The following is a 21,949-nucleotide window of genomic DNA, read 5'->3' as shown; positions in this document are numbered from 1 at the left end:
CGATACGATGACCAAGATTTCCCTGCTTCCCAATGCCGACACCGTGACCGGCACCGAACTCGTCCCGTTCGTGAAGGACGGCGCGATGGTGAAGGCACCGCTCGCGACGGTCTTCGGCTCGCGCCAGCTCGATGCGGCGGCCACCTTCGATTCCGCACTCCAGTCCCTGATCGAAGGGCCGCTGGGCGAAGTCCATCTGGCGGTGAACGCCAAGGGCGAAATGGTTCTGGTGGGCAACCGCAACCTGACGACCGAACTGGACGGCATCGTCACCAGGTTCGCGGCCGTCGATAACCGGCTGAACGACAGCGCATATGCCGCCCTGCCGGACGGTAGCCCCCGGTTCTTCTGTGAAGACGCGCTGGGCATGGTCGTGGGGCCGAACGGCGAGGACATTCACCGCAAGGTGACGCTGCCGAACGGTACCACCGAAGACCAGCGCCGCTACAATGACATGATCGAGGGCCTGCTCTACCGTTCGCGCGAATTCCCGATCCTGTTCTCGTCCAACGCGCAGTGGCCCGCCTCCATCCGGGGCACCACCAGCTATGTGCGCATCCCCGCCTTCGCGGTGGGCAAGGACAAGGTGCTGTTCGTCGGCGAAGGCCGCGTGGGCGCCAGCAGCGATGCCGCCACCCGCCGCGTGATCGCGCGCGTGCTCACCTTCGAACAGGTGCGCTGGATCGAAAAGACGATCCGCACCGATCCCACCGCCAGCTTCCTGACGATGCTGGAAACCCTTTCGGCCACCAACCCGCAGTTCGAACTGATGCGCGAAGCGGACGAGGTTTCGACCCTTGGCTATGGCTTCGCCGATCCGGCGCCGGTTTATGACCCGGTGGCGGACGTCTGGTGGCTGATGGCGGGCCGCCGCATCCCGCAGCAGATCGTGGGCATCTACAGCGATGACAATCTGCTGACGTGGAAGGGACAGGCGGATACTCCGCTGGCCCTGCCGATCAGCGGCGAAAACGCCAAGCAGATGCTGACGCTGGGGCAGGACAACCTGTTCTGCCCGGCGCACGGCATCGCTACCCGCGAAGGGCGGCTGTTCTATCCCATTCGCGGCAATCAGGGCCTGAGCCTTGCCACGCTGGACCGCGCCGACACCAGCGAGACGCCCCACGGCACGTGGAAGCGCTCGTTCACGATGCCTTCTGCCGATGCCGCGCTGGCGGGCATCCCCACGTCCGAACAGTCGATCTGCCAGCTTCCCGAGGATGCCGGGCGCCTCATGGTCAATTCCCGCTATGCGGACGGCCTGCGCTACACGATCATCTACAACGCCGAAGGCACGCAGATGCTGGATCATTACCCCGAGCCATCGCTGCCGGACATCGTGGCGGCCGGGGCGATCCTAACCTTCGACGGCGGGGACGGCGTGCCGCGCGTGATCGTGTCCAACAACCAGGCGCCGCGCGTGGACGAAACCACGTCCGAGCTTCGCTACAACCTCACCCTGTCGATCAGCTACCGGTTGGGTGCGCAGGGCTCATGGCTGAACAATGGGCCGCTCTACCGGCCGTCCGACGTGGCGTACCGGGATGTGCTCAACCGCAACGACACGAACTCCGATCTCGCCCGCAACACCGGGTACAGCGATCTGGGCCAGCTCGGCGATCGCATCCTCGACTTCAAGGAAGCCCGCGGCCTGTTCAGCAACGGCAACGCCGGCATGCACCACGCCTTCTTCCTCTCCTTCCATACCGTCCGGAGCCTCCTTGCATGAGCGTCCTGTCCAAGATCATCCGCAACCGCCAGATGCCCGTGGCGGGCGCCTTGGAAAAGGTCGGCCTCACCCGCTGGGAAATCGCCAATTACAAGGCCTCGCTCAAGACCGGCGTGCGCCTGGCGCTGGACGCTGGCTGGCGCGGCGATGCCAGCAACATGGACATGTCCGCGCAGATGCAGATGGCGCTCGATGCCGCCGCCGCAGCCGGGGATGCGCTGGCCAGCTGCTATGCCTTCGTCGATCCGTGGCTGTGCAATCCGCGCGCGGCGGGGAGCGTCTACATGAAGAACATGTACAGCCTGGCGCCCTATGCGCTGAGGCTGGATCAGGCGACCGAGGCCAACCAGCCCGGCGCGGCCACCGTGTCGCAGCGACCGATCATCGACATGACGATCAACGGGCAGGCCGCCTCGGTGCTGACCGGCGCGCTGCCCGGCGCGCTGGCGCTGACCAACGAATGCACGATCATGCTGGCCGTGAAGCCCAAGACCGCGATGGGCGCGAACCGCACGATGTTCGCCCTGCGCACCGGCAACGCCAAGGACTTCCTCCAGCTGGGCATCACCGCCGATGGCTCGACCTACTATGCCGTGATCCGGCGCTTGGGCGGCGGGACCAGCTGGACACTGACCGAAGCCGCGCCGGTGGCGCTGGCCAACCGCAAATGGGGCATCCTTGAAATCGCGGTGGACTACCTGAACGACAACGCCACCCTGCTGATGGACGGCGTGGCCATCGCCACGGTCGCGGGCTTTTCGGCGGCGCCGGGCGCGCTGGTCAATCAGGTGACCATGGACATGCTCTATGGCGGCAACGGCGGATCGGGGAAGGCGAACTGCCTGTTCTCCACTTTCGCGATCCTGCCCACGATCGATGCCGCCACCCGCGCCGCAGTGCGCGCCGCCATCAGGGCCGCCAACCCGCAGATCGGAAGCTGAGCCATGAAGCTGGACGATTTCCTGCTCTGGCTGATGTCGCTGTTCGGCGGGATGGCCCTGTGCGGCGCGCGGCTTGGCTGGATGCTGTTCGGCGTCGCGCCCGAACCGCCATCGGACCCGGTGGCGTTCGGCCTCTGGCAGCGCAAGCGCCGCTGGCTGGTGTTCTCCGAACTGTCGGCCCTGCCAGCTTTCGCCACCCTGTCCGTCGTCATCGGGCGGCTGCGCGATTGGCCGATGGAGGGCGTGGTCCTGCTCTCCATGGTGCTGGGCGCCCTCGGCTTCGCCTTCTTCCTCGATGCGCTGCAGACGATCGTTCGCAAGCGTGTGGGCATGGACGAAGGCGCGCCCAAGGATGCCACGCCGTGAACGACCCGTTCGCCCTCGTGGTCACGCTTTCGCTTGCCGCGTCCGGCTTCGGATACTGGCGGGTGCTGCGGCTCCACCTTCGCATGACCGCGCTCGATCCGCTGGCCCGGCCGCTGATCTCCCACCTCCTCGACTACCTCGCGCACCGAAAGGAAAAGCGCCATGACTGACGCACGCACCCTCGGCCCGAAGGGCAAGGCCCTGATCCACAAGTGGGAAGGCTGCGCAAAAAAGCGCGCCGATGGCCGCTTCGAAGCCTATCCCGACCCCGGCAGCAAGGATGGCAAGCCCTGGACGATCGGTTGGGGATCGACCGGGCCGGACATCGCCAAGGGCACCGTCTGGACACAGGCGCAGTGCGATGCGCGGTTCGAGCGCGAAATCGTGCGCTATGTGAACGAGGTCGCCAAGGCCATCGGTTCCGCCCCGACCACGCCCAACCAGTTCGATGCACTGGTCTCGTTCCACTACAACACCGGGGCCATCTTCAAGGCCACGCTGACGAAGCTGCACGTCGCCGGGAAGCATGCCGGGGCAGCGGCCGAGTTCGGCAAGTGGATCAACAACGACGGCAAGCCGCTGGAAGGCCTGCGCCGCCGCCGCGCCGATGAGGCCGCGCTCTATCAGGCCGCCGCGTGATGGGGGCGCTGCCTCTCGCCGCTATCGCGAAATCTGTCCTCTCGTGGGCATGGGGCGCGATCTGGCGGCATCGCGGGGTGATCGCCCTTGGCATCGCCGCAATCGCTTTGTGGGCCGAATGCGGGCAGCTGACGGCAGAGCGCGACGCGGCGAACCAGAAGGCGGCGGCCGAGAAGACTGCCCACCAGAGGACGAAGGACGATTATCGCGCGGCCCAGGCAGAGGCGGCGCGGCTCGATGCCGAACGGATCGCGCGCGAAATGGCGCGCCAGCAGGAGATCAACGATGCCGCTTCGAAGGATTATGCGCAGCGCCTTGCCGCTTTGCGCGCTCGCTATCAGCGCCTGCTCGACGGCGCCAAAGCCGGAAGCCCCGCTGGCAGTGCGAGCGCAGGCATCGCAGTGCCCGGCCTACCCGCTTCCCCCGGCGGAACTGCTCAGGCGCCCGACATACGACTGGCTGGCGCCCCTGCGGAATGCCTCGGCCCAAGCGAACGATTGATCGCGGCAGAACAGGCGATGCAGCTTGATGCGCTGATAGCTGCCGTAGTGGCATTGGGGGAGGGCCGACTCTGAAGCTTGATTTAGTTTGTACGCTATTGCCCGACTCTGGGGAGCCAAATTTCAAGCTGCCCCGAAGGTGATGGCAAAGGGACGCGCTTCATGATCGCGTTGGAGTATGTCAGCTTAAGTATTGTAAGTGCCTGCTGAGCCAGTCCTTCGTCAGCGACGTTAAAATATCTTACCTGTGCCAATGTTGGCATTTTCTGAGAATCAATTGCTTCGATGCCCTGCGCTACCTGCGAGGGCAAAGCACCCAGAGCAGCTCGAACAGCAGTTCCGTTGCCGGAGGTGTCCGCTTTGTCGCGTTGGATGTAGATTTTTCCAGCTTGGCTGGCACTAGGTCCGGGAGACGGAATGGCACTTTGTATGGTTCCGCTCTGATCGATAGTCAGCTGTGATACTACTTGTAGGAACTGAGTTGGCTCTTCGTCAGTAAAACTTAATGATGCGTTGCCTGATCCAAAATTTAAATCAAACGAACCTATCTTATTGAATCCGATTTTCACTTCTTTGTTGGACTCTTTCTTGAGTTCAAATGTTCTTTTTCCTTCTATGTAGCCTCTTACTAGCCACGCATCTGTCGAAGAAATTGCGTCGCGACATTCTTTTGAGGACATTAGGCGTTTTAGATCGTTATCTGACAGAAAGCCGGTCTGTGTGCCGCTGAATGTTAAAGTGCTATTATCGGTATTGCTAAAATCCACACCCGCAGAGGCAACCTTGGCAACGGCGTTGCTATCAAGGCCAAAATTGAACCCGGTCTTCTGCATCAAAAGGTAGTCGGGAAAGATATTGGGCGAGGAGACTTTCGGTGGCTCCGCAATCTGACATGCATTGTAATCCACGGGAATCGATGTCCCCCGTCGGATAAGCGTTCCAATGGGATATGCGTTGCCAGTTACGATGACCTGAAAGTCGGGCGACCCTGGTCGATCTCCGTTAAATTTTGTCGCCGCGCGCATGGCGAGGCGCGCCATCAACTCATCTGCCGTACTTACGGTTTCCAGATAATTCTTTCCTCCTCCTTTAGCTCCGGGGTTAGGCGTGGTGCAGGAGGTTGATAGCGTGGCGGCCATAAGGCAGGCAGCGATAGCTGGCAGTCTCTCCATCACAATGATCCCCTGATATATTATCTTTTTATAAAGTGCTCCGGGGGGATTTAAATCAATTACCAATTTTGATTATAAGAAGGAAATTTGGAAACTTATAAAAAATACTGGTAATTAGGTGTCTTACGCGGTTTTTGGCGGTCCGCTCACTGCAGTGCCCGCCTGAACGTCCTTGTGCCGATGGTCCTTCAGGCTGATGCCATCCGCCACCACGTCGCCGGTCACTGTCACCGTGCCCTCGATAGTCACTGCGCCCGTGATCCTGATCCCTCCCGTGGCTATGATCGCAGCCGTCGCGCCGGCCGGCAGCTCCGCAAGCAGGGCGTGCCCTTCCGGGTCATACGAGATCCGCGCGCCGTCCTTGAACTTCATCCCTTCCGTCAGGCTGGACCATCCGGGAGGGAACGCATCTTGCGTCAGGCCAAGCAATGCCACGGCCGCCGCGATCTGTCCGTCGGGCACCAGCAGCACGACCTGTTCGCCTACCGTTGGCGGGGACCACACCTGCGTGTCGCCTGCGCGGGGCATCAGCCAGCGAATCGGCGGCGTCACGGCAGCGCCTTCTCCATCTTCCTCGTCGCCATAGTCCACCGTGCAGCGCGGCGGATCCAGCGTGACGCTGGCGATCGTGCCCAGACGGATCAGCTCCGACACGTCGGCGGGGATGTCTTCCTGGTCTTTCATCGGTGCGCTGTGCCTTGTGATGGGGCGGGAAGGGCAGGATTACCCCGCCGAGCGCCGACAAGCGCGGGGGGCGGCAGGTAACGCTGCCCTCTACCCCGGCGGCCTCTGGTTTTCGCGCCCGCGACCGGGCTTGGTGCTTCCCATGATCGGGATGAACGCCACGACCGGAAAAGCCCTGGACGGTACCGCGCACCTTGCGCAGTCCATCGGCAAGATCCTTTGCACCCCGCTGGGCACCCGGGTGATGCGCCGCGACTTCGGCTCAATGCTGTTCGACCTGATCGACCGTCCCATAAACGCCGCCACCGTGATGCTGCTGCGTGCGGCTACGGCCGTGGCCCTGCGGCAGTGGGAACCCCGCATCGCCATCAGCAAGGTCGACATTTCGGGCACCTTCGCGGCGGGCAATCTCACGATCTCGATTTCGGGCAAGCGCACGGATGTGGCTGCGCCGAATTCGAAGGTCACCCTTTCCATTCCCATCGCGAGCTGAGGAAGCCCTGATGACCCACGGCCTGACCATTACCGAATCGTCCGACAGCACCGTCTCGGCTTCGCCCGCCAGCATGGCGGTGATCGGCCTGATCGCCACCAGCATGGCCGGCGCCGGGGACGTTGCCGCCGATATCGATGCAGCCTTCCCTCTCAACACTCCGGTCCTGGTCACCAGCGTCGATATCTCGGCGGGCAAGGCCGGGAGCCTCGGCACGCTGAAGAGGTCGCTTGAGGCTATCGGCGACCAGTCGAGCCCGATCGTCGTCGTCGTCCGCGTGGAAGAGGGCGATGATCAGGCGGGAACCGACGCCAACGTGATCGGCACCACCACCGCCACCGGCCAGAAGACCGGCATGCAGGCCCTGCTTGCGGCCAAGGCGCTGCTCGGCGTCGCTCCTCGCATCCTCGGCGCACCCGGCCTCGATACGCAGGCCGTCACCACCGAACTGGTCATCGCGGCCAAGAAGCTGCGCGGCATGGCCTATGCCCGCGCGATCGGCGAAACCGTGGCCGCTGCCGTCACCTATCGCGACAACTTCTCGGCGCGCGAGCTGATGCTGTTCTGGCCGGACACCAACGACTGGAGCGGCGATGCCGTTGCCCGCGTCCTCGGCCTGCGCGCCCGGATCGATGAAGAGACCGGATGGCACAAGACGATTTCGAACGTGGCGATGGACGGTGTGCTGGCGATCACGAAGGACGTTCACTTCGATCTGCTGGATTCGTCTACCGATGCCGGCGTTCTGAATGATGCCCCGGTCACCACGTTCGTCCGCACGGACGGCTATCGCCCTTGGGGCAACCGCACCACGGCGGGCGATGATGAACCGGACTTTGCCTTCGAAAGCGCCGTGCGTACCAGCTTTGCGCTGCAGGACGTGATCGCCACCACCATCCAGCCCTTCGTGGACAAGCCCATGACTGTGGGCCTGATCAAGAACCTGCTGGAAAAGATGAACGCCGCAGCCCGCGCGCTCAAAGCCGCCGGGAAGATCGTCGGCGCAGAATTCTTTTTCGATCGGGACAAGAACTCGTCCGCGCAGCTCGCCGCCGGCAAGCCCAACTTCCGTTTCCGCTACACCCCCTGCGCACCGATGGAGAACCCTACCATCGATCTGCAGATCACGGACTATTACTACTCGGACTTCGCCGACCAGTTGGTCTGAGCCCGAGCCCATCCCCTCTTTCTGAAAGGATTCGGCCATGGGCCTGCCGCGCAAGCTCGTGAACATGAATGGTTTCGTCGATGGCGAGGGTTACCTCGGCGTCATCTCGGAATTCGAACAGCCCAAGCTGGCCATCGCTACCGAAGATCATCGGGGCGGCGGCATGCTGGGGGCGGTCAAGCTCGATATGGGGCTTGAGGCTCTGGAAGCCACGATGACCATGGCTGGCCACGTTGCCGCGCTGATCCGCATGTTCGGCACCGCGGCTATCGACGGTGTGCAGCTGCGCCTGGTCGGCGCCTATCGCGCCGATGACGGCACTGCCGCGCAAGCTGTCGAGATCTACCTCGGCGGCCGTTTCTCCGAAATCGACGAAGGCAAGGCGAAAGCCGGCGATGCCACCGAGCACAAATACACGCTCCCGGCCTCGTACTATCGCCGCGAGGTGGACGGCGTGGTCGAGGTGGAGATCGACATGATCAACGGCGTCTTCCTGGTGAACGGCATCGACCGTTACGCCGAGATCATGGCCATCCTCACCGGCTGATCCATTCGAGATTCACCGGGCGGTCCTTTGCGGGGCGCCGTCGCGGTGGTGGGCCGGGGAGGATCGGTAACCTCTCCCCCTCTCCGGCCTGATGCCCCGCCCGATCCACCGCAACGCAGGAGCCCCGCACATGGCAACCCAGCCCGATACCGCCGCTCAAAACGGCCTCGTCTTCGAAACCGTCACGCTCGCCACTCCGATCATCCGGGGCGAAACGCATATCACGTCGATCACGCTCAAGAAACCCATGGGCGGCGAGCTGCGCGGCCTTGCCCTGCAGGACTTGCTGCAGACGGACGTTACCGCAATCCTCAAGGTCATCCCCCGCATTTCCAATCCGCCGCTGCTGCAGGATGAGGCGGATCGACTGCCTGCGGACGATCTTGCCCAGATCGGCGGTACCATCCGTGGTTTTTTTCTGACCCCAGCGGAGCGGACAGCTCTCGAGGCAATGATCGCGGAACATCTGCCGAAGACCTGATGGCCGATATCGCGGCCGTCTTTCACTGGCCGCTTAGCGAGCTGTCCCGATTGCCGATCGACGAACTCTTCGATTGGCGTGAGCGCGCCATCGCGATCTGGAACCGAATGCAGGGCAAGGAAGGCGAGGAATGAGTAACAAGCTTTCCCTGATCGTGAACTTCCTCGGCGTAGACAAGATGTCCGGCTCGCTGCGCAACATCGTCGGCCTCGGCAACAAGGGATCGAAGTCGATCCGCTCGCTCACTGGCGAATCGAAGAAGCTGGAGCGTGAACTGGCCAAGGTCCGCCGAGAGCTGGGCAGCGCCGCCGGCAACATCACCGAACTCACGAACCGGGAGCGCGCGCTGGAACGCCAGATTGCCGGTACAAACGAGCAATTGCGCAACCAGCGCCGGCTCGCCGTGATCAACGCCGATCGCATGGCGATGCTGGGCAAGGCGCAGGAATGGAAGAACAAGGGCAAGGATAACCTCCTGGCGGGCGTGGCCATGTCGCTGCCGCTGGTCATGGCCACGAAACAGGCCATGACCTTCGAAAGCGCCATGGCCGATGTGCGCAAGGTGGTGAATTTCCCCAGCCCCAAGGCCTTCGCCCAGATGTCGGATGAAGTGCTGAACCTCAGCACCCGGATTCCGATGGCGGCCGAGGGTATCGCCGCGATCGTCGCCGCCGCTGGCCGCGCCAATATTCCCCGCAAGGAACTGCTCGGTTTCGCGGAAGACGCGGCGAAGATGGGCGTCGCCTTCGATATCTCGGGGGACGATGCCGGTAACATGATGGCGAAGTGGCGGACGGCCTTCTCCATGGGGCAGGGGGACGTGACGCGCCTGGCAGACCAGATCAATGCGCTGACCAATGCCTATGGCGGCAACGCCACTGCCGTTTCCGGCATCGTTACCCGCATCGGCGCACTGGGCGAAGTGGCCGGTGTCACCGCCCCGCAAGTCGCGGCCATGGCCCAGCTGCTCAACAGCGTGGGCGTGGAAGAGGAAGTAGCGGCCACCGGCATCAAGAACATGATGCTGGCGCTCACCAAGGGTGAATCGGCCACCAAAAGCCAGACCACGGCGCTGGACTCGCTCGGCCTGAAAGCTACCGACCTTGCCGAACGCATGCAGAAGGATGCCGGCGGGGCCATCACGGACGTGCTGCAGCGGCTCGCCAAGGTGCCCAAGGCCCAGCGGACGGGAATCCTGACCAACCTGTTCGGCTCAGAATCGGTGGGCGCGATCGCGCCGATGCTCACCAACCTCGGCAAGCTGCAGACGAACCTGCAACTGGTCGGTGACAAGGCGCAGTACGCCGGGTCGATGCAGGCCGAATACATGGCCCGCATCGCCACGACTGAAGGCGCCACCGGGCTGGCCCTGAACGCCTTGAAGGCGCTCAACATCACACTGGGGCAGGAACTGCTGCCCACGGTCATGTCGGCATCCACGAAGATCGTCTCGATCGCCAATTCGGTACGCGCCTGGTCCAAAGCTCATCCCCAGCTTGCCTCCGGCATCACGACCGTGCTGACCAGCCTTGTCGCCTTCCGCATCGGCCTTGGCGCCGCGCAGTTCGCGCTGGGCGGCCTGCTGGGGCCGTTTGCCAAGGTCATTCCCTTTTTCCGCAAGGTTGATGGCGCATCGCGCGCCGGGGCCCTGCTCGGCAGGTTCGCCAATGTCGCCATCAAGAGCGCTGGCCTTGCCGTGCGGGCCTTTGGCATGATGCGCGTGGCCGCCATGTTTCTTGCCCAGGGCGTGATGCGCGCGGGCATGATGATGATGGCCAACCCGATCGTCCTGGTCATCAGCCTGATCGTCGCCGCGCTCGCGGGAGCCGTGTACCTCGTCTACGCCCACTGGAGCCAGATCAGCGGCGCGTTCATGAAGGGCGTGGCTTGGGTGAAGAACGCCGTGCAAGGCCTGCCGGATTGGCTCAAGTCCATCGGCAGCATGATGATGCAGGGCCTGCTCATGGCGATCAACCCGATGGCGCTGGCGTGGAAACTGGTGGAGATGGCGAAGAACGGCGTCACCGCCTTCAGGAAGTACCTCGGCATCAAGTCTCCCTCCCGCGTCTTCATGGCCATGGGCGGGCATGTGGCAACCGGCCTTGAACATGGCATCGACAAGAACCGCCACGGCCCCACCCGTGCCGTGCGCCGTATGGCTACGGGCGTTGCCGCTGCCGGCGCGATCTCGCTCACCCCGATGGCCGCAGCCGCGCGCCCGGTCCAAGGTTCCGTTGGTGGTGCCGGAGCGGCCCCGATCGCGATCCATATCCACGCTGCGCCCGGCATGAACGTCGATGAACTGGTCGATGCCGCATTACGAAAGTTCAAACGCTTGCAGGCTCAGCAAGCTCGCAGCGAATATGTGGATCACTGATGGCTTCCGTCCCCTTCCTCTCGCCCGCCAAGCTGCTCACGCTGGGCATGTTCATTTTCGGCATGGATTCTGCCGCCTATTCGGAATTCCAGCGCTCGCAGGCTTGGCGGCATGAAGGCAGCGATCGGCACATGGCGCGCCCCGCCAGCCAGTTTACCGGCCCGGGAGAGGACACGATCACGCTGGCCGGCCTGCTCGTTCCGGAAATCGCCGGAAGCTACAGCGCGTTGGAACGCCTGGTGGAGATGGCGGACACCGGCGGCAACTGGCCGCTGATCGATGGCACCGGCCTCGTCCTCGGCCATTACCGGATCGACCAGCTCGACCGGGAACACCGCATGGTGCTGGCCGGCGGTATCCCGCGCGCCGTCAATTTCTCGCTCAAGCTCACGCGGGTGGACTGATGGCAGACGCCAACGTCGCGGCCGTGCGGCTCACGCTGGACGGTGTGGACCTTGCCGATAAGATCGAACCGCGCTTCATCGATCTGTCCCTTTCCGAAAAGCGGGATGGCAGCGCGGATGAACTGTCGCTCACCCTGCACAACAGCGATGGCAAGATGGCACTGCCCGAACCGGGCAAGGTCATCACGCTGGCGCTGGGCTGGACCTCGGGCACGGACGTAACGCTCGGCCTGGTCGAGAAAGGCCGTTTCACCGTGGACGAGGTGGAAGCCACCGGGCCGCCGGACGTCATCCGCATCACCGCCCGATCGGCGGACCTCAACGGCGACTATCGCAAGCGCCGCACCCAATCGTGGAAGGACACCACACTCGGCGCTGTGCTGGGCGAAATCGCGCGCCGCAACAGCATCACGGCACAGGTCCATCCCGATCTCGCCGGCAAGCCCATCACCGCGCTCGATCAACACGGCAAAAGCGACATGCTCTTGGTCAAGGATCTGGGGAGCCGGTATGATGCGGTGGCGACGTGGAAGGATCGCAAACTGGTCTTCATGCCCGTGGGCAGCGCTACCACGGCGGGCGGGAAGACACTGGCTGCGAAGACTCTGACTAAGCGGGATGGATGGTCCTGGCGCTTCACCCGCGCCCAGCGGGATGAATACGATGGTGCGGAGGCATCATGGCACGATCAGGACAGCGGGAAGAAAAAGACCACGTCGACCGGCGGCACCAAGCGCAAGCGCCTCAAACGCGCCTATGCCAGCGAAGCGGATGCGGAGCAGGCGGCCGAGGCTGAAGCGGCCAAGCGGAAGCGCGGCGCCTACCAGTTCGAATACGAACTGGCCTTCGCGGATACTGCGCTCCAGCCCAACCAGCAGGTAACGCTGTCGGGCTGGAACACGACCGTCGACGGGATCAAGTGGCTGCTGTCCTCAGTCGATACGTCCGTCGCGGGCGGCGGTGGGATCAAGCAGCGGATTTCGCTTGAGAGTGCTTAGTTAAGGACAGGCGAAATAGCAGCGATTTCCCGCCAAGGGTATGCAGACCAACCGGAAATATTTTCCCGTCGTGCAAGCACCACACCGGTAGCATCGACACGAAGCATGATCCGTTCGGAGCTATTTTCTGAATCATGAAAGCGCACCGTCACTGGCGCATGATTTGCTCTCATGGAGAGCCATTCGGTCAATATTGAAAGCACGTGTTGATCTCCTCAGTCCCATAGTTTCGTGGTTTCGCGAACAGGAGTTTTCGGCCCCTGACTAGGCGTGCGGCAGGCTTCCAACTTCTTGTCGAATTCGCGGATGAGGCCATTGCGTGCGGCTATGGGCAAGTTCGGTCCATACTTCCCCGCTTCCGCACCAGATTTCAGCGCAGAGAGACATGCGTCAGACATGCTCTTGCTGTCGAACAAGTCGATTTTGACGCCCGAGGAATCGCACGCCGCCTCCGCCCCCGGCAGGTTTGAATGGACCGCTTTTGCGCATGCATCGACGTCGGCTGTCACGGCAGCCAGATAGATCAGCAGCATCTCAGCAAGCCCCAGCCTGCTCGGCCCCATACTTCGCCTGGCTCGCAGTGTATTTTTCACCGGCGCTAGACGAAAGCTGCTGGATTAGTCCCTTGCAGGAGAAGCCGGTCATGCTGAGGTACTGCTTTGCAGACCTGACTGCCTGCTCGTTCCAGTCGATGTTCAAGCTATCAACGGCGACGGTCGCGTCTCCCACATCGTATCCTTCCCCCGCGTCAGACGAGAGTTGGCCGATCAGCCCCTCTCGAGAAAATCCGGACATGCTGATGTAGTTCGCCGCAGTTCTGGCAGCGTTGCTCTGTGGGCCCGTCAAAGTGCTTGCGGGTTCCTCTTCAGACTCTTGAGGTGTTTCGAAAGCAGGCTCGCCACTAGATGCGCCAGCGGGGGCAGGCGCGGATTCGCTACTGGCCGTTTTGTTTCTGTCGCCCACGATCGCGCCAAGCACGGCCAAGGCGATGAAAATGCCCAGAATAATAAGGCACCCCATACCGATCTTCTTACCGAAGCCCGGCTTCTTTTGTTCATCACTCACTGAAAGTCCCCTGTATTCATCATCGGTGCGACCCGTAGACGGCAGGGAAAGAGCAGACCTGTGGCCTCAGACCTTTCTTATCACCGCAACAACGCGGCCTATTATTTGCATTTCTCCGTCGTAAGCGATTGCGTTTGGAACGTGCAGGTTGTCTGCCATCATCTCCACGCCGCCAGTAGGTAGCGGCCGCAGACGCTTGATTGCGCTGACCCCGCCGTAGGTAATCACCCAAATCTTTTCGGAAATGTTGAGCGACTTTTGCGAACAATCGACCAAGAGAAGGTCGCTATCTCGTAATGTCGGCTCCATGGAATCGCCCATGCCGTGCGCGAAGAATAGCAGGTCAGGCGATGCCCGCGTGTAGGCGCGCAGGAACTCTATCGGGAAAAGGCGAATAGTTTCAGTGACCGGTACGTCCAGATAGGTCGCGCCCATGCCGAGCGTCAGGTCCAACTCTCGTACGGGAACCAAGCCCAACTCTTCCGCAACATCTTGCGCAGAAGGCGCTGGGACGTATCCCTCGGCCACATCATCGGTTGCGCCGGTCAGGTATTCGGGCGTCGTCGAAAGTACGCGAGCGATTTCAATAATCTGCCGAGGGTTTCGGGTTCCCCCGGTTTCAAGGCGATTCGCAGACGATTGCCCGATCCCGACACGTCGGGCCAATTCGGCCTGGCTCAAACCGACAGCTTTGCGCCGTTCAGCCAGTCTTTCAGGGATCAGCTTTGCCACGCGCAATCACCTACCCAAAAGTGAATAGACAAGCGCGATGCTTTTTCGGGTTGACCACATATCCATAAATGGGCATCTACCCGCTTATGGATATGACGCTGACCCGCTATCAGGCACTGCTCGCTTGTCGCGATCAAGCTGGTTCGATTAGCCAGCTCGGCCGGGACCTCCGCATTCCGCAATCTACGATGTCGCGGATCATCAACCAGTCTAAGCAATTGCCCGCCGAGTACGTGCTTGAGGCCGAACGCCTTTACGATGTGTCTCGTCATCTACTCCGTCCTGACATCTATCCCATTCAAGCAACCGAGCGGTGCTCGCGCTGGACGGGTACCGATGAATGCATAAGCAATCGCTCGAGCGGGGTAGATCGTCGCGCCCAGCGCGTATCCTTCGATCTCGGCGACGGATCGCAGGGAGTCGTCGCATGAGCTTCAGTCGCGTCCGCCGCAGGCTGGTTGATCAACCAAAGCCTTTCCCCGTCGAACCCGATAGGATCGTCCTGCAATGGAAGGATTCGCCGCCCTCGCCGTGCCTCACGATTTACGTGGGCGCGCAACTGGCGCGATCTGCCGGCCTCAAAGGCGGGCAAGCAAGCGCCCAGTTATTCATCGGCAAAGGGGATGATCTGGGCAAATGCGCGCTCCGCTTCGTCACTGGCGCGGATTGGGATTACCGCGTGCAGGCTTATCGCAATAGCTACCGGGTCCACCTTCCTAGTGTGGTTTCCCTCCAGCACTTCACGTTCTGCAACCGGACCGCCCTTGGCATAGACGCCATTGAGGTTCGCGATGGCATGATCATTTTCGCATACGAAGGCATCAAAATATGACCAAGCTGCGCGAGCCCCTCACGTACCAGCGCACGCTGACCCAAATTGCAGCCGTGATCGGATGGGATCGTTGCGCCGCCATCTGCGGCGTTTCCGAGCGCAGCGTGCGCAACTGGTCGGATCCGGACTGCGAAACCGAAATCCGCCTGATCGACGCGGAACGCCTTGATCATGCATTTATGGAACGTGGCGGCGATCACGCGCCGTTCCACCGCCTCCATGCGCTGCGCCTTGACCTCGCTGCCCGCGATACGCCCGATCACTGCCTCGTTTCCGTGGCAGGCAAGGCGGCAAAGGAAACGGGTGAAGCGGTGGCTGCGCTCATCACCGCCAGCGGATCAGGCGATCCTCGCGCCCGCCGCCGGGCGCGAAAGGAAGTGCACGAGGCGATCGACAGCCTGACGGATGGACTCGCCTCCCTCGACCGCGCCGAACAGGGGGACAACGTATGAGCGGCGAAGGCATCCTTCACGGTAAACCGCTGATCTATGCGCCGCTGGAATTCCGCCTGCGATCGGGCGGTGCCCCGGCCAAGGACAGCGCGCTGATCATCTGCCCGGTGTGCGAGGCCCCGGCCTTCATCCGCCGCAGCGTGCGCCATACGCCCACGGTGAAGCACATCCATTGCCACTGCACGAACACCGGGTGCGGCATGACCTACATGGCCGAAATCGCCTTCGTTCACACGTTCAACCCCAGCCTGATCAGGCGCGAGGGCTTGGACCTGCCGCAGTGCCCCAGCGACCAGATCCCGCAAGTGCTGCCCCCCACGCGGGACAGTAGCGACGGCGATCCCGACCAGTTGAGCATGTTCGGCACCTAGCCCGCCGCCAGCCCGGCCCACCCATCCCACAACCCGTAAATTTTAACGGCCGCGATCCGGCCGAGGGGGAACCTTTGCGTATTTTCCGCACCATCAGTCGCCGTACAGGGCGCACCCACCGCGAGATGAAAGGCTATTCCGAATGCCTTGAAATCTACGTGACAGCCGGCGTGGCGATCGTCGATCGCGTCATCGCGCTGCACAAGGCCGGCAAGCTTGAGAACGATGATGCGGCTCGGATCATCGCCGAGGTCGTTCACGCGGAAGGTCGCTGCAAGGCGATCATGGAGGGCCTCCTCCAGTGAGCCTCCAAGACGACATCATCAAAGGCCTGCAGGCACGCTTCAAGTTCAAGAAGACGTCCGGCGAATGGATGCAGGAGGGCATTTGCCCGGATTGCAAGAAGGCCGAGGTCTTCTGCGCCGCGAAAGAGCCGAAGATCGTGCGCTGTGGCCGGCAGGGCAATTGCCGCTGGGAAGACAGCGTCCGCAACCTGCTGCCCGATCTGTTCGAAGATTGGTCCAAGCGGTACCCGGCCACGGAGAAGGATCCGCACGCCGCCGCCGATGCCTATCTTTCCAACGAGCGCGGCCTCGATCTGCGCCTGCTGCGCGGTTCCTACACGCAGGAACTCTACCGCGACAGCAAGACGCACGAAACCAGCGCGACCGTGCGCTTCCCGGTGGGCGATACCTATTGGGAACGGATCATCGACAAGCCGGGCCGCTTCAAAGGCAAGGCGCATTTCGCCTACGGCGGAAAGCCGGGCGGCCATTGCTGGATTCCGCCGAAGATCACGCTGGACGAACTCGCCCGCGCTGATGACATCTGGATCACAGAAGGCATCTTCAACGCCGTCGCCCTGCACCAGGGCGCGCACCTGACCGCCGTTTCGGCGATGTCGTGCAGCTTCTGGCCCGAACATTTCCTGACGATGCTGCGCAGCGCCCTGCAGGAGATCAAGCGCGCCACCCGGCCGCGCCTGGTCTTCGCTTTCGATCCCGGAGAAGCGGGCGTCCAATGGTCCCGCCGGTTCGTGAAGCGGGCCAAGGCGGAAGGCTGGGATGCCACCGCCGCACAGGTGCGCCCCGATGGCGAAGGCACGACCAAGGACTGGAACGATCTTCTCCTCGATCATCTGGAATGGCGCGGAGAAAAGGACCGGGCGCCTTTGGGGCCCGATGCGATCGACACCTTCCTCTGGAACGGTGCGGTCACCATCGCCGAATCGCCGCGCGAAAAGGCCAAGATGCTGCACGAGCGGCGCGCGCTGGCCTCGTTCGACTTCCGCCACAAGAACACCCTGTGGTGGTGCAAGGTCTCCTACGAAGAGGGCGAAAAGCGCAACCTGCTGATCGAAGAGATCGCGAATTGCGCCTTCCGCCTGCTCTATCGTGAGCGGGACGAGATCGCGGACGAGACGAACTACTTCCTCCAGATCGATTTCCCCGGCGCCGAACCCACCGTGAAGGCGCGGTTCTCATCCTCGGCCTGCGCCAACTCGGGCGAATTCAAGAAGCGCCTCATGGCGTTCGCCGGCACGTGGACCGGCAGCGGCGATCAGCTGGACCGGATCATCCGGAACCAGACCCGCGCGCTCAAGGTGGTCGAGCCCATTCCCTTCACGGGTTACTCGGCCGCTCACCGGGCTTGGCTGCTGGGCGATATTGCCGTGCGCGAAGGCCGCCTGGTGGCGCTCAATCAGGAAAAATACTTCGATTTCGGCAAGCAGGCCGTGAAGCTCCGCAGCTCGGAGCGGATGCTCGATATCGATTACGATGCGGACAAGATCGCATTCGATTGGGTTCCGGCGCTGTGGACCGCCTTTGGTCCCAAGGGGCTGGCCGCGCTCGCATTCTTCACGATGTCGTTCTTCGCGGTGCAGATCCGCGAACGGCACAAGTCCCTCGGCTTCCTTGAAGTCACGGGCTTGCCCGGCGCGGCAAGTCCACCCTGATCGAGTTCCTGTGGAAGCTGGCTGGCCGCGCCGGGTACGAAGGGTTTGACCCGAACAAGGGCACCGTCGCCTTCCTCGCCCGCAACCTGATGAAGGTGGCGAACCTCCCGGTCGGCCTGATCGAAGGCGGCCGCGACGATGACAAGGGGAAGGGCTTCAAGCAGTTCGACTACAACGAGCTGCTGGTGCTCTACAACGGCCGCTCGCCGCGCGGCACCGGCCAGAAGACCGGCGGTTTCGAGACGGTGGAACCCCCGTTCCTCGGTTCGATCTACCTCATGCAGAACGAGCGGATCGATGCGATTCCCGCCGTGCTCGAACGCCTCATGTCGATGGACGTCGATAAGTCGCGCTGGTCGGCCGCCACCAAGACGGCAGCGGTAAAGCTGGAAAACTGGCCCATCGAAGAACTGTCGGGGACGATCGTTCACGTGATCCGGCAGGAGGCCAAGTACCTCTCGTACTTCTTCGAACGCTTCACCCATCACGACCAGGACATGCCCAGGCGGGTTGAGGGCCTGAACAACACGCGCCCCATCAAGTGCCACAGCCAGCTCGCCGCCGGGGTCGAAGCGCTGCAGGGCCTGTTCCCCGTGATCCAGCCCGAATGGATCGAGGAAACCCTGCAACTGGTCGATCAGATGGCGCTCGATCGCCAGAACGCCTGCGGCGGCGATCATCCCACCGTCTCCGATTTCTGGGAAAAGGTGCAGTGGCTGCTCGGCCGCGAAAAGCCGGACGATCACGTCGATGGCAAGTCGGTCAACCAGAGCCGCACCCCGGACAAGCTGATCGCCATCAACCTGGTCGATTTCGAAGCGCGGTGCCGCAACGCCGGTTTTCCGCCGCCGAACATGGACCAGCTCAAGAAGCTGCTGCGCAATTCGAAGTCGCGCAAATGGATCGCGAACAAGAACGTCAACAACCCTGCGGACAAGGTCATGTCCTGCTGGGTGTTCGCGCAGCCTCTCGACGCCGGGAGGGTCATCTGATGCGCCGGCAGGATCCTTTCGAACCCATCGTGATCTGGCGCAGCGACGACTGGCGGCCGGATGGCAGCGAGGACGCCCCGATCTTCCGCCATGACTGGCCGGAGCTGTTGGGCCAATGCCGCCGCGCCGTCGCCCGGCGGGAGGAAATGTACCCGCAGCTCGTGGCGGCCAAGCGCCTGGACGAAGCCGATGCCCGCGCCGATCTCGACGCGTGGAAGCTGCTGGCGGCCGAATGGCACTGGATCGTCACGGGCGAGGGCGAAGCGCCCGGCCTGCCTACGCTCGCCGCCCGGATCGAGGCGGTGTCCGTCGCCCTCGGCCGCGCCGAAGCCGAGCTGCAGCGCAACTACAGCCACGACCTTCTCTACCAGCGCCACCTGCTGCTCGCACTGGCCTGGCACCTTGGTGACGGCCGCGCCGGTCCCGCCATCCACCACACCGCCCGCATCAACCACGCCTGGCAGGCCGAACGCGCTGCTCAGGCCCTGAGGAGTGCTGCCTGATGAAAAGCACCATCCACCCGTCTGACTGCCCCTGCCTCCGCTGCGCGCCCCGCCACCCGGCTGCGCGCCGCCCGCTTTCGCCCGCCAAGTCGCTCGCGCTGCACGCCTTCATCGCCGCGATCGCGGCCATGGGCCTGCTCGCCATGGCGATCGGCATCACCGCCCACTTCGTCTGGAACGGCCTCTGAGCCGGGGAGAATGCACATGCGCCTGAAACACCCCGCCCTTGCCCAGCGCGCCGCCGCGCTTCCGATGCCCTTCGAATTCGAATGCAGCGCCTGCGGCACTGTGGAGCGCCGCTGCGTCCATGCCCTGCCGGATGGTTGGGGCACCGAAGTGATCGGCGATGTCGTCCACGCCTATTGCCCTGATGACGCGCAGGATCTGCCCGGAAGGTCCGTCCAGTGAGCCGCCGGCACCGCATCGCGGTTCAGGGATGGGCATGGGATCAGGAACTTGATCCCGCCGCCCCCGCCGAAAATGCGCGCCTTCGCCGTATTGTTCGCCCCTTCGCCACCAGCGTGACGCGGGCATACTTCGCCGCAATCGCTTTGCTCGGCTTAATCTGCGCCTGCGCCCAGCTCGCGAAGTGGATCGGCGCATGACCACGGCCCGAATCGTCCAGCGCGAAGCACGCGACGCCGTCATTGCCGCCCGCTTCCGGAACGCGCCGCGCCGGCCAACCCCTACCGCAAGGCGACCCGCCGCCATCTCTGGTGGAACATGGGCGCGCGCCGGGCCGAGCTGGCCGTCGCCGATCTGATGCGCGTGGGGGCCTGACCATGGAAACCCCGCTCCCTCCACTCGCAGAAGTCTCGACCGCCGCGCTCGCCGTCCTGGCCGAACGTCAGCGCCAGATCACGCGCTACGGCCACACGGCCGATGCCGATGACGCGGCGCCCCGCCAGCATCTGCTGCGCCTTGGCCATGTCTTCCTGCTGGACGCGGCCGACCTGCTCAGCCGCCGCCCCAATCCCGCCGAACTCACCCGCGTGCGCCGCAAGGCCGTTCAGGCCGCCGCGCTCTGCCTCGCCGAAATCGAACGCATCGACCGCGAACTCGCGGCCGGCGCCGACTGACTTTTCCAACCAGGAGTGCCCCGCAAATGACACACCAAGAATGCACCTGCCTCTCGAAATTCAACGAGATGCTCAAAAAGCATAACACCGAGATCGACGTCACCTTCACGATCCCGCGCGATGGCGGCCCCATGCGGGCCCTCCCCAAGATCGCGACCAGCAAGATCGAAACCCGCAAGCGCGTCGGCCCTGTCATCGCGGCCCCGACATTCTGCCCGTTCTGCGGCCAGCGCTACGCGCCTCAGCCCGCGAAACCCGCCGAGGCTGACATCTACCAACGCCTTATCGACGCCAGCGTGCGGATCGAAGGGATGTGGCCATTCCCTGTGTCGCCCGCTCCGGAAGCTATCGCCGAGATATTCGAATACGCGGATGAGCACGAAGACTTCCCGGAACCTCTGCGCGCATTGGTGTCCAGCCTGGACGAACGCACCAAGGACGACCTGTATAAAGGTGGTCAGGCCGACTGGGATATGGCCTTCGACGAACTCTGCGCCGCTGCCGCGCGAAAGCATATCAGCGGATGGATCGGCATTGCCGCCAACCCGATGATGAAGCCGCTGGGCGGTGGGGGCGGTGTGCAGTTCAGCTGGGGTCACTATCAGACAAAGGTGATGTTCGCTGAACACGCGGAGCAGCTGCTGCGCAACGCCGCGAAATGGGGCGAGACGAACTTCATGATCGCGTCCGCACCGGAAGGCGGTGCCGCATGAAGCGCTCAAGCATCTGGATCGAAAATCTTGGCGGCGGAGATATCCAGATCTCCGCCTTCCGGGATACCGGCGAACCCGCACACGGAAAGTGCCTTATCCTTGGCATTCCGAAGCGTCAGGCCCGCGCGATAGCCAACCGCATTCTGCACGAAATCGATTTCGCAGAAGGCAAGCGGGCACGACGCCCGTCCGAGCCGCACATCCATTTCGAGGAATTGCTTACCTGCATGGACTGCGGCCGGAAACGCCCGCAACCATGTGAAGGGCGAGGTGGGCGCCGCTGCCCTCTCGCGCCGGCAGACGAGCGACCTCGTATGATTCGCTGCCGCTTCCAACTTCCCGTTGACGATTCGCGCCCGGTGAATTGGCCCATAAAGCACCCGTATTGGGTGAGTGGCGAGGGCTTTGGATACCATATCGTCGTCGCCTACGCCGATGATGAAGCGGAAATTCTCGCCAATTGGCCCGAGGCTGAAAATCTCGATTCGACCGAAAGCGAAGGATACGTCTTCACCAGTCGCTTCCCCAAGCCGGAGTGGTTTGCCGGGGAGGCCTCGCGATGAAAGCGCTCACCGTCCACCAGCCATGGGCATCGCTGATCGTCACGGGCGCCAAGCCCTATGAATTCCGAAGCTGGCGCGCCCCGCGCTCGCTCATCGGACAGCGTATCGTCATCCACGCCGCGCCCGCGAGGTCGTTCGCACCGAGGCATGCAACATCTATCACGCAATCCGCGCCCGCCACAGCGACGCCG

32 protein-coding genes and 1 pseudogene are annotated in these 21,949 nt (G+C 63.1%); 28 read left to right on the top strand and 5 right to left on the bottom strand.

What is annotated here, in order from left to right:
• Window positions 1-7: 7 nt before the first annotated feature.
• The 6 genes from ADT71_RS15565 to ADT71_RS15545 are packed head-to-tail and all read left to right on the top strand — an operon-like array spanning window position 8 to window position 4,250.
• Complete coding sequence (locus ADT71_RS15565) at window positions 8-1,729, top strand: sialidase family protein (protein ID WP_054438260.1); 1,722 nt, start codon at window positions 8-10, stop codon at window positions 1,727-1,729.
• Window positions 1,726-2,670: a hypothetical protein gene (locus ADT71_RS15560; RefSeq protein WP_054438258.1), complete on the top strand. Its 945-nt coding sequence runs from the start codon at window positions 1,726-1,728 to the stop codon at window positions 2,668-2,670. Before ADT71_RS15565 ends, ADT71_RS15560 begins: the two co-directional genes overlap by 4 nt.
• A gap of 3 nt (window positions 2,671-2,673) precedes the next feature.
• On the top strand, window positions 2,674-3,036 hold the full coding sequence (locus ADT71_RS15555; protein ID WP_054438255.1) for a hypothetical protein: 363 nt from the start codon (window positions 2,674-2,676) through the stop codon (window positions 3,034-3,036).
• A complete protein-coding gene (locus tag ADT71_RS31440; protein WP_156336618.1) occupies window positions 3,033-3,206 on the top strand; it encodes a hypothetical protein in 174 nt (57 codons plus the stop codon). Before ADT71_RS15555 ends, ADT71_RS31440 begins: the two co-directional genes overlap by 4 nt.
• Window positions 3,199-3,675 carry a lysozyme gene (locus ADT71_RS15550; RefSeq protein WP_054438253.1) on the top strand — a complete coding sequence of 159 codons (477 nt, stop codon included), beginning with the start codon at window positions 3,199-3,201 and terminating at the stop codon, window positions 3,673-3,675. The genes ADT71_RS31440 and ADT71_RS15550 overlap by 8 nt, the downstream gene beginning before the upstream one ends.
• Window positions 3,675-4,250, top strand: a complete 576-nt coding sequence (locus ADT71_RS15545) for a hypothetical protein (RefSeq protein WP_054438251.1) — start codon at window positions 3,675-3,677, stop codon at window positions 4,248-4,250. Before ADT71_RS15550 ends, ADT71_RS15545 begins: the two co-directional genes overlap by 1 nt.
• Window positions 4,251-4,270: 20 nt before the next feature.
• Here ADT71_RS15545 and ADT71_RS31435 read toward each other — a convergent pair whose 3' ends face one another.
• Both ADT71_RS31435 and ADT71_RS15540 read right to left on the bottom strand, forming a co-directional pair.
• Window positions 4,271-5,350, bottom strand: a complete 1,080-nt coding sequence (locus ADT71_RS31435; RefSeq protein WP_132468685.1) for a hypothetical protein — start codon at window positions 5,348-5,350, stop codon at window positions 4,271-4,273.
• Window positions 5,351-5,470: 120 nt separating this feature from the next.
• Window positions 5,471-6,031, bottom strand: coding sequence for a phage baseplate assembly protein V (locus tag ADT71_RS15540; RefSeq protein ID WP_054438249.1), 561 nt, complete (start codon window positions 6,029-6,031; stop codon window positions 5,471-5,473).
• Between the two features lie 142 nt (window positions 6,032-6,173).
• Between ADT71_RS15540 and ADT71_RS15535 the strand changes: the two genes are divergently transcribed.
• The 8 genes from ADT71_RS15535 (at window position 6,174) to ADT71_RS15505 (ending at window position 12,499) form a co-directional block, all read left to right on the top strand.
• Window positions 6,174-6,524 carry a GPW/gp25 family protein gene (locus ADT71_RS15535; protein ID WP_054438247.1) on the top strand — a complete coding sequence of 117 codons (351 nt, stop codon included), beginning with the start codon at window positions 6,174-6,176 and terminating at the stop codon, window positions 6,522-6,524.
• A 10-nt stretch (window positions 6,525-6,534) separates the two neighbouring features.
• On the top strand, window positions 6,535-7,692 hold the full coding sequence (locus tag ADT71_RS15530) for a phage tail sheath subtilisin-like domain-containing protein (protein ID WP_054438245.1): 1,158 nt from the start codon (window positions 6,535-6,537) through the stop codon (window positions 7,690-7,692).
• Between the two features lie 37 nt (window positions 7,693-7,729).
• Entirely contained in the window at window positions 7,730-8,239 is a 510-nt protein-coding gene (locus tag ADT71_RS15525) for a phage major tail tube protein (protein ID WP_054438243.1), read from the top strand.
• Window positions 8,240-8,369: 130 nt separating this feature from the next.
• The gene (locus ADT71_RS15520; RefSeq protein WP_054438241.1) at window positions 8,370-8,720 is read left to right on the top strand and encodes a phage tail assembly protein; all 351 of its coding nucleotides are present in this window, start codon (window positions 8,370-8,372) and stop codon (window positions 8,718-8,720) included.
• On the top strand, window positions 8,720-8,854 hold the full coding sequence (locus ADT71_RS30435; protein ID WP_082370378.1) for a GpE family phage tail protein: 135 nt from the start codon (window positions 8,720-8,722) through the stop codon (window positions 8,852-8,854). Before ADT71_RS15520 ends, ADT71_RS30435 begins: the two co-directional genes overlap by 1 nt.
• Window positions 8,851-11,097 (top strand): phage tail tape measure protein, encoded by a 2,247-nt coding sequence (locus ADT71_RS15515; protein WP_054438239.1) that lies wholly within the window; start codon window positions 8,851-8,853, stop codon window positions 11,095-11,097. Before ADT71_RS30435 ends, ADT71_RS15515 begins: the two co-directional genes overlap by 4 nt.
• Window positions 11,097-11,501 carry a phage tail protein gene (locus ADT71_RS15510; RefSeq protein WP_054438238.1) on the top strand — a complete coding sequence of 135 codons (405 nt, stop codon included), beginning with the start codon at window positions 11,097-11,099 and terminating at the stop codon, window positions 11,499-11,501. The genes ADT71_RS15515 and ADT71_RS15510 overlap by 1 nt, the downstream gene beginning before the upstream one ends.
• Window positions 11,501-12,499 (top strand): contractile injection system protein, VgrG/Pvc8 family, encoded by a 999-nt coding sequence (locus ADT71_RS15505; protein ID WP_054438236.1) that lies wholly within the window; start codon window positions 11,501-11,503, stop codon window positions 12,497-12,499. The genes ADT71_RS15510 and ADT71_RS15505 overlap by 1 nt, the downstream gene beginning before the upstream one ends.
• A 215-nt stretch (window positions 12,500-12,714) precedes the next feature.
• Here the strand turns inward: ADT71_RS15505 and ADT71_RS15500 are convergent, their stop codons facing one another.
• The 3 genes from ADT71_RS15500 to ADT71_RS15490 all read right to left on the bottom strand — a co-directional run bounded on the left by ADT71_RS15500 (window position 12,715) and on the right by ADT71_RS15490 (window position 14,296).
• Window positions 12,715-13,032: a hypothetical protein gene (locus ADT71_RS15500; protein ID WP_054438233.1), complete on the bottom strand. Its 318-nt coding sequence runs from the start codon at window positions 13,030-13,032 to the stop codon at window positions 12,715-12,717.
• Window position 13,033: 1 nt separating this feature from the next.
• Window positions 13,034-13,564 carry an Ltp family lipoprotein gene (locus tag ADT71_RS15495; protein WP_197283039.1) on the bottom strand — a complete coding sequence of 177 codons (531 nt, stop codon included), beginning with the start codon at window positions 13,562-13,564 and terminating at the stop codon, window positions 13,034-13,036.
• Between the two features lie 66 nt (window positions 13,565-13,630).
• Window positions 13,631-14,296, bottom strand: a complete 666-nt coding sequence (locus ADT71_RS15490) for a S24 family peptidase (protein WP_054438229.1) — start codon at window positions 14,294-14,296, stop codon at window positions 13,631-13,633.
• Window positions 14,297-14,364: 68 nt separating this feature from the next.
• On the opposite strand from ADT71_RS15490, the gene ADT71_RS15485 reads away from it, so the two are divergent.
• The 14 genes and pseudogenes from ADT71_RS15485 to ADT71_RS35780 all read left to right on the top strand — a co-directional run.
• Window positions 14,365-14,727, top strand: a complete 363-nt coding sequence (locus ADT71_RS15485) for a YdaS family helix-turn-helix protein (RefSeq protein ID WP_054438227.1) — start codon at window positions 14,365-14,367, stop codon at window positions 14,725-14,727.
• Window positions 14,724-15,128 (top strand): hypothetical protein, encoded by a 405-nt coding sequence (locus ADT71_RS15480; RefSeq protein WP_054438225.1) that lies wholly within the window; start codon window positions 14,724-14,726, stop codon window positions 15,126-15,128. Before ADT71_RS15485 ends, ADT71_RS15480 begins: the two co-directional genes overlap by 4 nt.
• On the top strand, window positions 15,125-15,580 hold the full coding sequence (locus ADT71_RS15475) for a hypothetical protein (protein WP_054438222.1): 456 nt from the start codon (window positions 15,125-15,127) through the stop codon (window positions 15,578-15,580). The genes ADT71_RS15480 and ADT71_RS15475 overlap by 4 nt, the downstream gene beginning before the upstream one ends.
• Window positions 15,577-15,951 carry an ogr/Delta-like zinc finger family protein gene (locus tag ADT71_RS15470; protein WP_054438220.1) on the top strand — a complete coding sequence of 125 codons (375 nt, stop codon included), beginning with the start codon at window positions 15,577-15,579 and terminating at the stop codon, window positions 15,949-15,951. The genes ADT71_RS15475 and ADT71_RS15470 overlap by 4 nt, the downstream gene beginning before the upstream one ends.
• 125 nt (window positions 15,952-16,076) lie before the next feature.
• On the top strand, window positions 16,077-16,256 hold the full coding sequence (locus ADT71_RS15465; RefSeq protein WP_054438218.1) for a hypothetical protein: 180 nt from the start codon (window positions 16,077-16,079) through the stop codon (window positions 16,254-16,256).
• Complete coding sequence (locus tag ADT71_RS15460) at window positions 16,253-17,908, top strand: toprim domain-containing protein (protein WP_054438216.1); 1,656 nt, start codon at window positions 16,253-16,255, stop codon at window positions 17,906-17,908. The genes ADT71_RS15465 and ADT71_RS15460 overlap by 4 nt, the downstream gene beginning before the upstream one ends.
• Window positions 17,909-17,997: 89 nt before the next feature.
• The gene (locus ADT71_RS15455; RefSeq protein ID WP_054438214.1) at window positions 17,998-18,900 is read left to right on the top strand and encodes a hypothetical protein; all 903 of its coding nucleotides are present in this window, start codon (window positions 17,998-18,000) and stop codon (window positions 18,898-18,900) included.
• Window positions 18,900-19,403 carry a hypothetical protein gene (locus tag ADT71_RS15450; RefSeq protein WP_054438213.1) on the top strand — a complete coding sequence of 168 codons (504 nt, stop codon included), beginning with the start codon at window positions 18,900-18,902 and terminating at the stop codon, window positions 19,401-19,403. The genes ADT71_RS15455 and ADT71_RS15450 overlap by 1 nt, the downstream gene beginning before the upstream one ends.
• Entirely contained in the window at window positions 19,403-19,591 is a 189-nt protein-coding gene (locus ADT71_RS15445; RefSeq protein WP_054438211.1) for a hypothetical protein, read from the top strand. The genes ADT71_RS15450 and ADT71_RS15445 overlap by 1 nt, the downstream gene beginning before the upstream one ends.
• A gap of 16 nt (window positions 19,592-19,607) precedes the next feature.
• Window positions 19,608-19,811 (top strand): hypothetical protein, encoded by a 204-nt coding sequence (locus ADT71_RS15440; protein ID WP_132468687.1) that lies wholly within the window; start codon window positions 19,608-19,610, stop codon window positions 19,809-19,811.
• Window positions 19,812-20,185: 374 nt separating this feature from the next.
• On the top strand, window positions 20,186-20,482 hold the full coding sequence (locus ADT71_RS15430; RefSeq protein WP_054438204.1) for a hypothetical protein: 297 nt from the start codon (window positions 20,186-20,188) through the stop codon (window positions 20,480-20,482).
• A 26-nt stretch (window positions 20,483-20,508) separates the two neighbouring features.
• Window positions 20,509-21,195 carry a hypothetical protein gene (locus tag ADT71_RS15425; protein ID WP_054438202.1) on the top strand — a complete coding sequence of 229 codons (687 nt, stop codon included), beginning with the start codon at window positions 20,509-20,511 and terminating at the stop codon, window positions 21,193-21,195.
• A complete protein-coding gene (locus tag ADT71_RS31425; RefSeq protein ID WP_132468689.1) occupies window positions 21,192-21,758 on the top strand; it encodes a hypothetical protein in 567 nt (188 codons plus the stop codon). The genes ADT71_RS15425 and ADT71_RS31425 overlap by 4 nt, the downstream gene beginning before the upstream one ends.
• Window positions 21,755-21,865: pseudogene (locus tag ADT71_RS35780) on the top strand (ASCH domain-containing protein); the annotation flags it as partial. The gene ADT71_RS31425 and the pseudogene ADT71_RS35780, both read left to right, overlap by 4 nt.
• Window positions 21,866-21,949 lie beyond the last annotated feature (84 nt).

Origin of the sequence: Novosphingobium sp. ST904 (genome assembly GCF_001298105.1) — a bacterium.
Classification (GTDB): Bacteria; Pseudomonadota; Alphaproteobacteria; order Sphingomonadales; family Sphingomonadaceae; genus Novosphingobium.
Note: the sequence above shows the minus strand (reverse complement) of the source record. Positions and strands in the feature narration are given on the sequence as shown.

Bases quoted from the DNA above. Each gene is read 5' to 3' on its own strand.
- ADT71_RS15565 (WP_054438260.1), top strand. From the start codon at position 8: ATGACCAAGATTTCCCTGCTTCCCAATGCCGACACCGTGACCGGCACC.
- ADT71_RS15560 (WP_054438258.1), top strand. From the start codon at position 1,726: ATGAGCGTCCTGTCCAAGATCATCCGCAACCGCCAGATGCCCGTGGCG.
- ADT71_RS15555 (WP_054438255.1), top strand. From the start codon at position 2,674: ATGAAGCTGGACGATTTCCTGCTCTGGCTGATGTCGCTGTTCGGCGGG.
- ADT71_RS15550 (WP_054438253.1), top strand. From the start codon at position 3,199: ATGACTGACGCACGCACCCTCGGCCCGAAGGGCAAGGCCCTGATCCAC.
- ADT71_RS15545 (WP_054438251.1), top strand. From the start codon at position 3,675: ATGGGGGCGCTGCCTCTCGCCGCTATCGCGAAATCTGTCCTCTCGTGG.
- ADT71_RS15540 (WP_054438249.1), bottom strand. From the start codon at position 6,031: ATGAAAGACCAGGAAGACATCCCCGCCGACGTGTCGGAGCTGATCCGT.
- ADT71_RS15535 (WP_054438247.1), top strand. From the start codon at position 6,174: ATGATCGGGATGAACGCCACGACCGGAAAAGCCCTGGACGGTACCGCG.
- ADT71_RS15530 (WP_054438245.1), top strand. From the start codon at position 6,535: ATGACCCACGGCCTGACCATTACCGAATCGTCCGACAGCACCGTCTCG.
- ADT71_RS15525 (WP_054438243.1), top strand. From the start codon at position 7,730: ATGGGCCTGCCGCGCAAGCTCGTGAACATGAATGGTTTCGTCGATGGC.
- ADT71_RS15520 (WP_054438241.1), top strand. From the start codon at position 8,370: ATGGCAACCCAGCCCGATACCGCCGCTCAAAACGGCCTCGTCTTCGAA.
- ADT71_RS30435 (WP_082370378.1), top strand. From the start codon at position 8,720: ATGGCCGATATCGCGGCCGTCTTTCACTGGCCGCTTAGCGAGCTGTCC.
- ADT71_RS15515 (WP_054438239.1), top strand. From the start codon at position 8,851: ATGAGTAACAAGCTTTCCCTGATCGTGAACTTCCTCGGCGTAGACAAG.
- ADT71_RS15510 (WP_054438238.1), top strand. From the start codon at position 11,097: ATGGCTTCCGTCCCCTTCCTCTCGCCCGCCAAGCTGCTCACGCTGGGC.
- ADT71_RS15505 (WP_054438236.1), top strand. From the start codon at position 11,501: ATGGCAGACGCCAACGTCGCGGCCGTGCGGCTCACGCTGGACGGTGTG.
- ADT71_RS15500 (WP_054438233.1), bottom strand. From the start codon at position 13,032: ATGCTGCTGATCTATCTGGCTGCCGTGACAGCCGACGTCGATGCATGC.
- ADT71_RS15485 (WP_054438227.1), top strand. From the start codon at position 14,365: ATGGGCATCTACCCGCTTATGGATATGACGCTGACCCGCTATCAGGCA.
- ADT71_RS15480 (WP_054438225.1), top strand. From the start codon at position 14,724: ATGAGCTTCAGTCGCGTCCGCCGCAGGCTGGTTGATCAACCAAAGCCT.
- ADT71_RS15475 (WP_054438222.1), top strand. From the start codon at position 15,125: ATGACCAAGCTGCGCGAGCCCCTCACGTACCAGCGCACGCTGACCCAA.
- ADT71_RS15470 (WP_054438220.1), top strand. From the start codon at position 15,577: ATGAGCGGCGAAGGCATCCTTCACGGTAAACCGCTGATCTATGCGCCG.
- ADT71_RS15465 (WP_054438218.1), top strand. From the start codon at position 16,077: ATGAAAGGCTATTCCGAATGCCTTGAAATCTACGTGACAGCCGGCGTG.
- ADT71_RS15455 (WP_054438214.1), top strand. From the start codon at position 17,998: ATGAAGGTGGCGAACCTCCCGGTCGGCCTGATCGAAGGCGGCCGCGAC.
- ADT71_RS15450 (WP_054438213.1), top strand. From the start codon at position 18,900: ATGCGCCGGCAGGATCCTTTCGAACCCATCGTGATCTGGCGCAGCGAC.
- ADT71_RS15445 (WP_054438211.1), top strand. From the start codon at position 19,403: ATGAAAAGCACCATCCACCCGTCTGACTGCCCCTGCCTCCGCTGCGCG.
- ADT71_RS15440 (WP_132468687.1), top strand. From the start codon at position 19,608: ATGCGCCTGAAACACCCCGCCCTTGCCCAGCGCGCCGCCGCGCTTCCG.
- ADT71_RS15430 (WP_054438204.1), top strand. From the start codon at position 20,186: ATGGAAACCCCGCTCCCTCCACTCGCAGAAGTCTCGACCGCCGCGCTC.
- ADT71_RS15425 (WP_054438202.1), top strand. From the start codon at position 20,509: ATGACACACCAAGAATGCACCTGCCTCTCGAAATTCAACGAGATGCTC.
- ADT71_RS31425 (WP_132468689.1), top strand. From the start codon at position 21,192: ATGAAGCGCTCAAGCATCTGGATCGAAAATCTTGGCGGCGGAGATATC.